9 protein-coding genes are annotated in these 12,677 nt (G+C 61.6%); 7 read left to right on the top strand and 2 right to left on the bottom strand.

Features of this window, described 5'->3' with window-relative positions; genetic code table 11:
* Positions 1–30: 30 nt before the first annotated feature.
* From ACVOMB_RS04315 to ACVOMB_RS04300, 4 genes are all read left to right on the top strand, one after another.
* On the top strand, positions 31–2,610 hold the full coding sequence (locus ACVOMB_RS04315) for a fimbria/pilus outer membrane usher protein (RefSeq protein ID WP_481530041.1): 2,580 nt from the start codon (positions 31–33) through the stop codon (positions 2,608–2,610).
* Positions 2,601–3,647: a fimbrial protein gene (locus ACVOMB_RS04310; RefSeq protein WP_481530040.1), complete on the top strand. Its 1,047-nt coding sequence runs from the start codon at positions 2,601–2,603 to the stop codon at positions 3,645–3,647. The genes ACVOMB_RS04315 and ACVOMB_RS04310 overlap by 10 nt, the downstream gene beginning before the upstream one ends.
* Before the next feature lie 704 nt (positions 3,648–4,351).
* Positions 4,352–5,380 (top strand): fimbrial protein, encoded by a 1,029-nt coding sequence (locus tag ACVOMB_RS04305; RefSeq protein ID WP_481530039.1) that lies wholly within the window; start codon positions 4,352–4,354, stop codon positions 5,378–5,380.
* Between the two features lie 192 nt (positions 5,381–5,572).
* Entirely contained in the window at positions 5,573–6,358 is a 786-nt protein-coding gene (locus ACVOMB_RS04300; RefSeq protein WP_481530038.1) for a DUF3667 domain-containing protein, read from the top strand.
* Between the two features lie 33 nt (positions 6,359–6,391).
* Here ACVOMB_RS04300 and ACVOMB_RS04295 read toward each other — a convergent pair whose 3' ends face one another.
* Entirely contained in the window at positions 6,392–7,708 is a 1,317-nt protein-coding gene (locus ACVOMB_RS04295) for an NCS2 family permease (protein ID WP_481530037.1), read from the bottom strand.
* 341 nt (positions 7,709–8,049) lie between these two features.
* Positions 8,050–9,714: an energy-dependent translational throttle protein EttA gene (gene ettA / locus ACVOMB_RS04290; protein WP_481530036.1), complete on the bottom strand. Its 1,665-nt coding sequence runs from the start codon at positions 9,712–9,714 to the stop codon at positions 8,050–8,052.
* Between the two features lie 220 nt (positions 9,715–9,934).
* Here ettA and ACVOMB_RS04285 point away from each other — a divergent pair, with 220 nt between their 5' ends.
* From ACVOMB_RS04285 to nrdR, 3 genes are all read left to right on the top strand, one after another.
* A complete protein-coding gene (locus ACVOMB_RS04285) occupies positions 9,935–10,405 on the top strand; it encodes an RcnB family protein (protein ID WP_481530035.1) in 471 nt (156 codons plus the stop codon).
* A gap of 158 nt (positions 10,406–10,563) precedes the next feature.
* Positions 10,564–11,817: a serine hydroxymethyltransferase gene (gene glyA / locus ACVOMB_RS04280; RefSeq protein WP_481530034.1), complete on the top strand. Its 1,254-nt coding sequence runs from the start codon at positions 10,564–10,566 to the stop codon at positions 11,815–11,817.
* Between the two features lie 155 nt (positions 11,818–11,972).
* A complete protein-coding gene (gene nrdR, locus ACVOMB_RS04275; protein WP_481507937.1) occupies positions 11,973–12,506 on the top strand; it encodes a transcriptional regulator NrdR in 534 nt (177 codons plus the stop codon).
* Positions 12,507–12,677: the final 171 nt, after the last annotated feature.

Below are 12,677 nucleotides of genomic sequence, written 5' to 3'. Positions count from 1 at the left end.
GCAGCACCGGGCAAGGACCGATTGCTGCCGATGTTTCTGCTCGCCGCAGGCGTGGCGATGCCGTTGCATGCCTGGGCGGCACCGGCACCTGCTCCTGAGCCAAGCGGCAATCTCGGCGAGCAGGCGCTGTTGGTTGGCGGTGGTCCGGGCAGGCTTGCCGCTCCCGAGGTGGCGCAATTCGACTCCAACTTTCTTTCCGGCTCTGGCACCAAGGTCGATCTGTCCGCCTTCGCCAACGGCAATCCGATGGTGGCTGGCGACTATCGAGTGGATATCTACGTCAATGGCAGTTGGATGGGGCGGCGCGACCTGCCGTTCCGTGCCAACGGAAACGGCCAGGTAGGTGCCTGCCTGGACATCGCGCTGCTTGAGGAGCTTGGTGTAAATACCGAGCAGCTGCAGGCAGTTTCCGCTGACGCCAACGCGGCAGATTCCTGCTACCAGGTGCAGGAGCGCATGCCAAATGCATTCGGTATCTATGACAGTGGCAATCTGCGCTATGACTTGAGCATCCCGCAGGTCAACCTGCGCCGAGAGGCACGCGGCTATGTGAATCCGGCGCTATGGGACCGTGGCATCAATGCGGGCTTCGTTGGCTACAGTTTCAATTTGGTGGATGGGCAGACCCGTGGTGCGCGGAGTAAGCGCAATCGGAGCGCCTATCTTGGGCTGAACCTGGGTTTGAACCTTGGTGGATGGCAGCTTCGCCAGGACTCCAACCTGACCTGGAGCGAGGGTGCGGCTGGCCATTGGCAGCGCATCGCAACCTATGCCCAGCGGGGATTCGCCGGGGTGGCTGGGGAGCTCACCGTTGGCGAGGCCTATACCAGTGGTGAGTTGTTTGATTCGGTTGGCTATCGCGGTGCCAGCCTGGCCACTGACGATCGCATGCTGCCTGATTCGTTGCGTGGCTACGCGCCAGTGATACGCGGTATCGCCGAGACCAACGCGCGTGTGGAGATTCGGCAGAACCAGCAGCTGATCTATTCCAGCACGGTATCGCCGGGTAATTTCGTTATCGATGATCTTTACCCCACCGGCTACGGTGGCGACTTGGACGTCAGCGTTGTCGAGGCCGATGGTCGCACTCGTTCCTTCAAGGTCCCGTTCGGCGCGGTTGCGCAGATGTTGCGCCCGGGAATGTCGCGGTATGCCTTCACCGTTGGTCAGGTGCGCAACGAGAATCTTCTGGATGAGCCATGGTTGGCGCAGGGTACCTATCAGCGGGGCATCGGTAATCGTCTGACCTTGTACGGCGGTGGTCTGTTGAGTCAGGGCTATGCAGCGCTGCTGTACGGGGCAGGTCTGGCAACACCGGTAGGTGCGCTGTCGTTCGACCTGACGCATGCACGCTCGCGCTTTCAGGGAGGCCAGGATACGCTGGGCTCGAGCATGCGGCTGAGCTACAGCAACTTGATTGGTCAGCTGGGTACCAATGTGACGCTGGCCGCATACCGGTATTCAACCCGTGGCTACTACAGCCTGCAGGACGCCTTGAATCATCGTGACGCGATTTCGCGTGGATTCGATGCCCAGCGCTACGGGCGGCAGCGCAGTCAGTTCCAGTTGACCTTGAACCAGCCACTGGTCAAAGGTTGGGGCGCACTGTATGTGACTGGATCGGTGCGTGACTTCTATGATGTTGCGGGTAGCAGCGTGCAGTACCAGGTGGGCTACAACAACGCCTGGCGCGCGGTGAACTTTGGTTTCTCGGCGGTTCGTACCGAAGAAGGCCTACCAGCAGTCCGTGATACCCAATATCTGTTCAGCATGAGCATGCCATTGGGAAGGCGTAGTCGGCCGATGGCGTTCAATGCGGATGTAGGCATGCGCGACGGTGGTGCAAGAGGTCGCAGCCGCGGTTATGAAAGTAGCCGGGTCGGTATCAGTGGTTCGGCTGGCGCTGACTCCGATGTCGACTACGGGCTGACCCTGACCGACAGCCGCAGTGGCAGCACCAGTGTGATGGCATCGTTGGGCTATCGGGGGCGCTATGCAACGCTTGACGGCGCCTATGGATACTCCGATGACTTCCGTCAGTTGTCGCTCAGTGCCAGTGGCAATGCGGTTGTGCACGGCGGCGGCGTAACTTTTGTTCCGTATCGTGGCGACACCATGGTGCTGGTACATGCTCCAGGTGCGACTGACGCCCGCTTGACGAATGTCTTGGGTCTACGGGTAGATGGACGCGGTTATGCCGTGGTGCCGTATGTGTCGCCATACCGGCTCAATGCCATCACCCTTGATCCGGCAGATATGTCGCGTGATGTTGAACTGGAGTCCAGTAGCCAGTCAGTAGCACCTTACGCCGGCGCGATAAGTCTGCTGCGCTTCCAGACGCGTAGTGGTAAGGCACTGCTGATCAGTGTTCGCGGTGCAGCAGGGCAGTCACTACCGCTTGGGGCATCGGTCAAGGATGAGCAGGGGCAGCTTGTTGGCCTGGTCGGGCAGGGCGGTCGTCTTTATGTTCGTAGTGAGCGCGATAGCGGCAGGCTGCAGATTGAATGGGGAACGCAAGCGTCGCAACGCTGCATGCTCGACTATCAGGTGCCTGCCGCTCTGGGTCAGGAACAACTCGGAGTAACCTCAGTGGAGACGACATGCTTGTGATCCATCGTTCGGTACGGATTATTGCTTGCGGCATGCTTGCGACATCGTCACTCCTTGGTGCCGAGCGTGCCTTGGCAGGCTGTCGGGTGAACCCTTCCATATCCTTTTCTACTCAGGATATAGATGTGAACCTTGGGGAGGTAAGCGTTCCACCTAGCCTGCAGATCGGTGCAGTGATTCTTACCCGCAGCTTTCCGGTCACTGCGAAGGCCTCCAATACATTCCTTTGTGATCTGGCAGTGCCTAACCAATCGCGATTGGCATTCTTTGCACCTTGGACTACAGCTATGGTGCCCGGCATGACGTCTGTCTGGACGACTGCGGTTTCCGGCGTTGGGATCAGGATACGACAGACCGTCATTGTTCAAGGGGGAGGGATCAGTACGCTGTACTATCCTGCCGACGTGAACTATGCGGCTTTTCAGTCATTCGGGATTCCGAGTTCCAGCGTGGTAGTGGAGTTGATAAAGACCAGTGCCACTGCTGGTAGTGGCCCCCTTGGGCCTACTGGAGTATTCGCAGGCCAGCAGCTCTTTTTTGCTGACAAGCCGATGCTCACCCTGAGTATTCGCAGTGGCGGGGCAACCATCAAGCCTCCGACCTGTAAGCCCAGTGCGGGTAGCCAGAACATCGCTGTGAATTTTGGTTCCGTTTCCGCCAGCAATTTTTCTGGAGTTGGAACTGTAGCTGCGAACCGAGATTTCAATATCGAACTTGACTGCCAGAGCTCCGGTGCGGCCGGTTCTACCGTCGGTGTCCGCATTGATGCCGTGCAGGATACTTCGAATTTGCCCGGCGTGTTGCCAGTGGCCGTGGCTGCTGACGCCGCTTCAGGAATTGCCATCGAGATGGTTCGGCGTGGAGCACAGGGCGAACAGTCGCTGCGCTTCGGTGAGAACATCGTTCTTGCCACGGGAGCAGTGAGCGCTGGAACACTGGTGTTGCCCTTGCGCGCCCGTTACATCCAGACCAGGGCTGGCCCAGTAGGTCCAGGGCGGGCTGGAGGGATGGCAACGTTTGTCATCCAGTACAACTGAGTTGTTGATGTGTGCAACGTTCGTTGGTTTGTGAGTCAGTGTGCAGGGGTAATTGTGCCTTGAGATTGCATGCGCAGTGCTGCATTTTGCAAGGCCCTGTTGGTGCCAATGGTCAGGTGGAATTTACGTTGGCCCCGTGATTGCGTGTATCGGTCTGTCGAGTTGTCTTGAATGGATCTGGCTGGCAATGTTGTACTCACGTGCATGTCCGATGGTAACGATTGTGATGTCGTGCATTGATTCCGGCACAGATGGTGTAATCGATACGCATGCTTGCGTTCGATCAAGTTTGCAAACGGAGGTGCTTGCCTATGTGCTTGGTTATGCCGATCAAGGTGCTGGCTGTCTGAGCTGAATCACCAACTTTCCTGCCGGAAAATCAGCAGGTACTGTGGCATTGCGGGTTGATCGAGCTCCCGTTGTAGCAGTGGTTGGTTCCGCGATTCTGACTTGATCTTCAACTACAGCTGACGCTACGCGTCGGATCGCACTGCATTCAATTGCAGCCTGCGCACATACGAAATACCTGTGAGCATGTTCGGCCGCGCTGCATGTACAGCGCGTACGTCGCAGGCCTGTGCGAAATTGAACAACCGACTTCCCGCCTGCGTGTAGCGCCAGGTGGCAGGCACCGTTGCGGCATCGCTTGTCAATCGCTGGTCCGTTGCTACCTTACGGCCGGCTTCCATAACGATGGAGGCAATATGACATCGATCCATGGGCGTGCCCGCGCGTTGTGGGCAGCATCGTTTTCCGTGGTGGTGTGGCTGGCGCCGGAGGCGCAAGCCATGTGTACCTTGAGCGTCAGCACTTTCGTTCCGCAGGACGTACAGATGGACATGGGACAAGTGGTGATACTGCCAAGCTTACCGGTGGGCGGCTTGATCAAGGAGTTGGTGGTAAGCATCGATCCGCGCGATCGCGTCGGACAATGCACCGGTATCGGCAGTGCCAACGGGCGTTACGTCAACGCGGCGCAGCAGACGTTGCTGGCGGGCTTCAGCAACGTCCATGCGACCGATGTTGCTGGCGTAGGTATTCGGGTCTACCGTGACTCCGGTGCCATCCAAACCTTCTATCCGCACACGTTGGCACTGAATACCAACGGACCGGTCAGTCTGGCCGGCGGCACGTTCCGGGTGGAGTTGATCAAGACGGCAGCTGTCACCGGTTCGGGATTGATCGCTCCCAACGGCAGGTTCACCACGTACTACTTCGATGGTGATGGTTCGATCAAACCGATACTGGTCTCAACCTTCAAGGGCTCGGGGACTACCGTGGTCAACCCCACCTGCTCGGTGCAGGCGGGCAGCCGCAATATCGTGGTCGAGTTCGGATCGGTACCTGCCAGCACCTTCACCGGCGTGGGTACGCGCGCCATCAATCGCGACTTTGATATCCGCCTGGATTGCCAGGGCAGCAATGTCGCGCAGTATCAAAGCCGGATCGGGATCCGGCTGGATGCGCTCCAGGACAGTTCCAGCCTGCCGGGCGTATTGCCGCTGACTGTTGCTGCAGGTGCGGCTGGTGGCATCGCGATCGAGCTGGTACAGCGCAATGGCACTGCCGAGAAAGCGGTGCGATTTGCCGAGAACATCGATCTTGGCGCCAGCGTGGCCGGTGCCAGCACGATGAGCCTGCCGTTGCGCGCGCGCTACATCCAGACCCGGGCGGGCAGGGTGACTCCCGGTAAGGCCAACGGCACGGCGACGTTCACCATTCAATACAACTAGGGCGGCATCGAACTGGCGCCGGCTGCCGCGGATTTCCGTCTGCAGCCCCCGGCGCGCATGCGCGGTGGCGGGCCTTCGCGGGCGGCCAAGCCACTGCGGGTGTGCTTTGTCGGATCAGGATTCCCAGCTGCGATGGCGAAGATTCTTTGCCTCGTTCTAGAATGCTGGCTTGTCATCAACGGGGGGCGATGCATGGGGATGCACGTCGACACCAGCTGTATCAACTGTGATCGCGTAGCCAGCGGTCCCGATCAGAAGTACTGCCCGAACTGCGGGCAGCCAACGCCGGTGCACCGTATTGACTGGCATTTCCTGAGCCATGAGTTGGAGCACAGCGTGCTGCACATGGACCGGGGCATCCTGTATTCACTCAAGCAGTTGATGCTGCAGCCGGGTAGGCTGCTACGTGACTACATCGAAGGGCGGCGTGGCAACCAGGTCAAGCCGCTGCTGCTGATCACGATGATGGCGGCGGCAGTGGTGTTATTGAATCGTCTGGTCACCGGCGGCGGCGTGATGGATGGCGGTGCAAGCCAGGCATTGGCGACAGCACAGTCAATACCTGCCGAGATGGTAAGGGTGATGGCGGCCTATGGCGCGGTCGGGGCCTGGGTAAATACGCATTTTGCCGCGTTCACGCTGATGTTGTTGCCGATTGAGGCGTTGGTGTTCTGGCAGGTATTCCGTCGCTACAGCAAGTTGAACTACCCCGAGTGGTTGGTGATGATCACCTTGCTGACCGTGCAGACCTTCGTGATCTGGTCGTTTCTGGTGTTGCTGCACCGTTGGCTGCCGCAGGCACAGCTCATGGCTGCATTGCTGGGCACGATCTACAGCGCGGCTTCGCTGGTGCAGTTCTTCCAGGATCGACCGTTGTGGTCGACGATATGGCGGACTGCCGTGTCGCTGGCGTTGTTCTCGTTGGTCAGTTCGTTCGCGGTCATAGCCGCTGCGCTGGTCGTGCTGCTGGTCGGATGACCCGCTCACATAGGGGTTGAGTAAGGCCTGTGATCACTCCAGTGCGTAGCGCAGCACAAACAAGCTGGCCACCAGCCACACTGCCGGGTGCACTTCGCGCCAGCGGCCGGTGCCAGCCTTCAGTGCTGCATAGGCGATGAAGCCGAAGGCCAAACCGTTGGCGATGGAGTAGGTGAATGGCATCGCCAGCGCACACAGGGCAGCCGGTACCGATTCGGTCAGGTCATCCCACTTCACTTCGACCAACTCGCGCAGCATCAGCCCGGCGACGAACAGCAAGGCCGGTGCGGTCGCATACGAGGGCACCATCGCCGCCAGTGGCGAGAACAGCAGCGCGGCCAGGAACAGCGCGGCAACCACCAGCGCGGTCAGGCCGGTACGACCGCCCACCTGCACGCCGGAGGCGCTTTCGGCAAAGGCGGTGGTGGAGCTGGTGCCCAGCAGCGAGCCAGCGACAATTGCGCTGCTGTCGGCCAGCAAGGCGCGGCTGAAGCGCTTCTTGCTGTCTTCCAGCTTCAGCAGGCCAGCGCGGCCGAGCACGCCATACAGCGTGCCGGTGGCATCGAATACTTCGACCAGCACGAACACCAGCACTACCTGCAACAACACTGCCAGCGGCGCACCGCCGTCGTGGTGCAGCAGGCCGGGCAGGTCCAGTTGCAGGAAGGTCGGGGCCAGGCTCGGTGGCAGCGAGACGATGCCCTGGTACTGCACCGAGCCAATCGCCCAACCAATGCCGGTGACGGCGAGGATGCCGATCAGGATCGCGCCGCGCACCTTGCGCGCCTCCAGGATCGCGATCAGCAGGAAGCCGGCCAGCGCAAGCAGCGGCGGCGCGGTATTGAGCGGCCCCAGGGTCAGCATGGTGTCCTGGTTGGCGATGATCACGTTCGACTTCTGCAACGCGATGATGGCCAGGAACAGGCCGATGCCAGCCACGATCGCCGAACGCAGCGAGGCGGGAATACCGGCTACCAGCCAGGCGCGGATGCCGGTCAGCGACAACACCCAGAATACGATGCCGGAAATGAAAACCGCCGCCAGCGCCTGCTGCCAGGGCAGGCCAGCAGCACCGACCACGGTGAAGGCGAAGAACGCATTCAAGCCCATGCCCGGTGCCATGCCGACCGGGTAGTTGGCCGCCAACGCCATCACTGCCGAACCAATCGCCGCCGCCAGACAGGTCGCCACAAATACCGCGCCCGGATCCATGCCGGTGGTGCCGAGGATTTCCGGATTGACGAAGACGATGTAGGACATCGTCAGGAAGGTGGTGATACCAGCCAGCACTTCGGTGCGGACGCTGGTGCCGTGCTGTTGCAGTTTGAAAATTCGGTCGAGCAGGGACATGGGGAATTCCGACGGACAGGAGGAGCTGGCTGTTCCTTCTCCCGCGCGCGGGAGAAGGTGCCCCGAAGGGGTGGATGAGGGGGAGCTTCATCCGTTTTTCAGCTCTTCAAGCTTTTTTTGACTAAAACAAGCGATGCCAGTTCCTGCGCAGAGCCTGCCCTCACCCCAACCCCCGCTTCGCGCCCAGGCCCTTGCGCAAGGTCGTTCGATGGGCAGCGAACCGGTGGTTCGCGAGCTGCGCCTCTCACCCCGCAGGCGGGAGAGGGGCTCAATCGGCGGTTGCGCGATCTGCGGGCACCGCCAAAAGCAGACGGCCGCACTGGGCGGCCGTCTGTCGGGTATTACTTCAGCGCCTTGAAACGCAGACGCTTGGGACCTGCATCGTCGCCGAGGCGACGCTTCTTGTCGTCCTCGTATTCGCGGTAGTTGCCCTGGAAGAACTCGACGTGCGAGTCGCCTTCGAAGGCAATGATGTGCGTGGCGATACGATCCAGGAACCAACGGTCATGCGAAATGACGAAGGTGTTGCCCGGGAACTCCAGCAACGCATCTTCCAGCGCACGCAGGGTTTCGATGTCCAGATCGTTGGACGGTTCATCGAGCAGCAGCACATTGCCACCCTGCAGCAGGGTCTTGGCCATGTGCAGGCGGCCACGCTCACCACCGGACAGCGAGCCAACCATCTTCTGCTGGTCCTGGCCCTTGAAGTTGAAGCGGCCGATGTAGGCACGCGACTGGATCTCGACACCGTTGATGTTGAGGATGTCCAGGCCGCCAGCAATTTCCTGGAACACGTTGTGGTTGCCCACCAGCGCGTCGCGGCTCTGGTCCACGTAGGACAGCTGCACGGTCGGGCCGGTCACGATCTCGCCGGAATCCGGCTTTTCCAGGCCGGTGATCATCTTGAACAGGGTCGACTTACCGGCACCGTTCGGGCCGATGATGCCGACGATGGCACCCGGCGGGATGATCATCGACAGGTTGTCGATCAACAGGCGGTCGCCAAACTTCTTGGAGACGTTCTTGAACTCCATCACCGAGTTGCCCAGACGCTCACCCGGTGGGATGAACAGCTCGTTGGTCTCGTTGCGGCGCTGGTAATCAACGCTCTGCAGTTCGTCCAGGCGGGCCAGACGGGCCTTGCCCTTGGTGCGACCACCCTTGGCATTCTGGCGCGACCATTCCAGTTCCTTCTGGATCGCCTTCTGGCGAGCCTTTTCCTGGTTATCTTCCTGCTTCAGGCGCTCGTCCTTCTGCTCCAACCACTGGGTGTAGTTGCCCTTCCACGGAATGCCGCGGCCGCGGTCAAGTTCCAGAATCCACTCGGCGGCGTTGTCCAGGAAGTAGCGATCATGGGTAACGGCCACCACGGTGCCGGTATAGCGGTGCAGGAACTGCTCCAGCCATTCGACCGACTCGGCGTCCAGGTGGTTGGTCGGTTCGTCGAGCAGCAGCATGTCCGGCTTCTGCAGCAGCAGGCGGCACAGTGCCACGCGACGCTTTTCACCACCGGACAGGTTGCCGATCACGGCCTCCCACGGCGGCAGGCGCAGCGCGTCGGCGGCCACGTCCAGCTGCTGTTCCACGGTGTGTGCGTCACCGGCGGCCAGAATCGCCTCCAGGCGCTCCTGTTCCTTGGCCAGCGCGTCGAAATCGGCGCCTTCTTCAGCGTAGGCGGCGTACACGGCTTCCAGCGCGGCCTGTGCCTGCAGCACGTCGCCTACGCCTTCTTCCACGGCCTGGCGCACGGTGTGCTCCGGGTTCAACTCCGGTTCCTGGGCCAGGTAGCCGACCTTGATGCCGGCCTGCGGGCGGGCTTCGCCCTCGAAATCGGTGTCCACGCCGGCCATGATCTTCAGCACGGTGGACTTGCCGGAGCCGTTCAGGCCCAGCAGGCCGATCTTGGCACCGGGGAAGAACGACAGCGAGATGTCCTTGATGATCTGCCGCTTGGGCGGGACCACCTTGCTGACGCGGTTCATGGTGTAGATGTATTGCGAGGACATGACGTCTCCGTAGCGCACGCCTGCGCCCGGTCCAGATAAGGACAAGGCCCAAGGCAAAAGGGAATCCCCCATTATAACCGGAACCCCGGCATGGCCGCCGGCGGTGGTTGGGGCGCTTGCTGATTTATGAATGGGAAAGGCCGTAACCGTTTCCAGCCGGAAACCGTTCAGATCAAGTGAGCATTATGGAAACCGTCCACCAACCCAGTGAGGGCCACCCATGAAGATGAACCGCTTTGTTGTCGCTGCGATGACCACCGTATTGGCGTTAGGTGCCACCGCCCCGGCCTTTGCGGCGGGTGACCGCGATGACCACGACCGTGGCCGCCACGGCTGGGATGACCGCGGCAGGGGCCACGATCGCGGCCGTGGTCACGGCCATGACCGCGACGACCGTCGTGATGACCGCCGCCATTACAGCAACGGCTACCGCGAGGGTTACCGCGATGCCCGCTACAACGACCGCCGCTACTACGCGCCGCCGCGCGTGGCCTACCGTCCGTACGGGTTTGAACGTGGCCACCGCTACAGCAACTACTACGGCGGCCCGGTCTACGTGGTCAACGACTACGACCGCTACCACGTGCGTCGCCCGCCTTACGGCCACCGCTGGATCCGCGACGACCGCGGCAACATGCTGATGGTGGCCATCGCCACCGGCATCATTGCCGACATTGTTTTCAATCATTGAGCCAGGCTGCGGCCGGTTCTCTGGAAGGCGCCCTGAGGGGCGCCTTCTTCATTTGCGGGCCGTGATGTTGGTTGCAGATGGCACCGCCCGGCACCGGGCCGGGGCCCGAAGGAAGCGCTACAATCGACAGCTCCCTCGCCCCCGTACCAGGAGCTGTGATGTTCCCGCGTGAAGCCCGTATCGAGTCCTACGATCCCGAGTTGGCCAAGGCCATTGCCGATGAGTGCCAGCGTCAGGAAGACCATGTCGAGCTGATTGCCAGCGAGAACTACGCCAGCCCGATGGTGATGGAGGCGCAGGGCAGCCAGCTGACCAACAAATACGCCGAGGGTTACCCGGGCAAGCGCTACTACGGTGGCTGCGAGTACGTGGACATCGCCGAGAAGCTGGCCTTGGATCGTCTGAAGCAGCTGTTTGGCGCCGATTACGCAAACGTGCAGCCGCACAGCGGCTCGCAGGCCAACCAGGCCGTGTATTTCGCGCTGCTGCAGCCGGGCGACACCATCCTGGGCATGAGCCTGGCCCACGGCGGCCACCTTACCCACGGTGCCAAGGTCAATGCCTCGGGCAAGATCTTCAATGCGATCCAGTACGGTGTGAACGAAGCCGGCCTGATCGACTATGACGAAGTCGAGCGCCTGGCGCTGGAGCACAAGCCGAAGATGGTGGTGGCTGGTTTCTCGGCCTATTCGCAGATCGTCGACTGGGCACGCTTCCGCGCCATCGCCGACAAGGTCGGTGCTTACCTGTTCGTGGACATGGCGCACGTCGCCGGTCTGGTCGCTGCCGGTGTGTACCCGAGCCCGATCGAACACGCGCACGTGGTCACCTCGACCACCCACAAGACCCTGCGCGGTCCGCGCGGCGGCATCATCATCGCCAAGGGCGCTGGCGAGGAGATCGAGAAGAAGCTGCAGTCGATCGTGTTCCCGGGCATCCAGGGCGGTCCGCTGATGCACGTCATCGCTGCCAAGGCCGTGGCCTTCAAGGAAGCGCTGGAGCCGGAATTCAAGGCGTATCAGCAGCAGGTGGTGAAGAACGCCCAGGCGATGGCCACCACGCTGATCGCGCGCGGCTACAAGATCGTCTCCGGTGGCACCCAGAACCACCTGATGCTGGTCGACATGATCGGCAAGGACGTGTCCGGCAAGGACGCGGAAGCCGCGCTGGGCAAGGCCCACATCACCGTCAACAAGAACTCGGTGCCGAACGACCCGCGTTCGCCGTTCGTGACCTCGGGCCTGCGCCTGGGTACCCCGGCCATCACCACCCGCGGTTACCAGGAAGCCGACTGCGTGGCGCTGGCCAACTGGATTGCCGACGTGCTGGACGCACCGGCTGACGAAGCCGTCATCGCCCGTGTGCGTGATGCGGTCAGCGAGCAGTGCCACAAGTACCCGGTTTATGGCTGATCGGCGTCGGGTGCCAGCGGTTTGTGGCGCCCGGTCTGCCCACAGTTGACCGCATTACCCCGGGTTGGGCGCTTGCCCCGGCCCGGGGTTTGTTGTATCTGCGTTACAGGTTTTCCACGTCGCATGCGCGGCGCCTGATGTCCAAGGCTTGAAACATGCATTGCCCGTTCTGCCAGCACACTGACACCCGCGTGATCGACTCACGCGTTTCCGAAGATGGTGCCACCATCCGTCGCCGCCGTGGTTGCGAGGCCTGTGGCGAACGTTTCAGCACGCTGGAGACCATCGAGCTCAAACTGCCGGTCATCGTCAAGAGTGATGGCGGCCGCGAGGCCTTCGATGCGCGCAAGCTGCGGGTGGGTTTCGACCGCGCGCTGCAGAAGCGACCGGTATCGGAAGAACGCATCGAGGCGGCAGTGCGCGCAGTGGTGCACCAGCTGCGCATGTGCGGCGAGCGCGAAGTGCCGTCGATCAAGGTCGGTGGCTTCGTGATGGACGAACTGCGCAAACTCGATCATGTCGGCTATGTGCGCTTCGCCTCGGTCTATCGCAGCTTCGAGGATGTGGCCGATTTCCGCGACGAGATAGAAAAGCTCGAGCGCGACCATTCCGCAGACAATGATCAGTTGCCTTTGTTGGAAGGGGCGGGTTCGCCGGATGGCAGGACCGCGAAGTCGGCGAAGCGTTGAGCTTTATCCGCTGGGGCGGAAGCTAGAATGTGATGCAAAGGCTTGGTTTGCCTCTGCCTTCTGTGGGAGCGGGGGGGGGGGGCCCGGGGGCCGGGGGGGGGAGGGGGGCCGGGGCGCCGGCGGGGGGCCACCCCCCAGCGCGGGGGGAGGCGCGCGCCCCACCCACCCCCC

This window comes from Stenotrophomonas sp. STEN018, assembly GCF_056760235.1.
The sequence above is the reverse complement of the archived record's forward strand: the minus strand, read 5'-3'. Positions and strand labels throughout refer to the sequence as shown.

Coding starts and splice junctions, on each gene's coding strand:
- ACVOMB_RS04305 (WP_481530039.1), top strand. CDS start 4,352: ATGACATCGATCCATGGGCGTGCCCGCGCGTTGTGGGCAGCATCGTTT.
- ACVOMB_RS04285 (WP_481530035.1), top strand. CDS start 9,935: ATGAAGATGAACCGCTTTGTTGTCGCTGCGATGACCACCGTATTGGCG.
- ACVOMB_RS04315 (WP_481530041.1), top strand. CDS start 31: ATGTTTCTGCTCGCCGCAGGCGTGGCGATGCCGTTGCATGCCTGGGCG.
- ACVOMB_RS04295 (WP_481530037.1), bottom strand. CDS start 7,708: ATGTCCCTGCTCGACCGAATTTTCAAACTGCAACAGCACGGCACCAGC.
- ACVOMB_RS04300 (WP_481530038.1), top strand. CDS start 5,573: ATGGGGATGCACGTCGACACCAGCTGTATCAACTGTGATCGCGTAGCC.
- ettA (WP_481530036.1), bottom strand. CDS start 9,714: ATGTCCTCGCAATACATCTACACCATGAACCGCGTCAGCAAGGTGGTC.
- ACVOMB_RS04310 (WP_481530040.1), top strand. CDS start 2,601: ATGCTTGTGATCCATCGTTCGGTACGGATTATTGCTTGCGGCATGCTT.
- nrdR (WP_481507937.1), top strand. CDS start 11,973: ATGCATTGCCCGTTCTGCCAGCACACTGACACCCGCGTGATCGACTCA.
- glyA (WP_481530034.1), top strand. CDS start 10,564: ATGTTCCCGCGTGAAGCCCGTATCGAGTCCTACGATCCCGAGTTGGCC.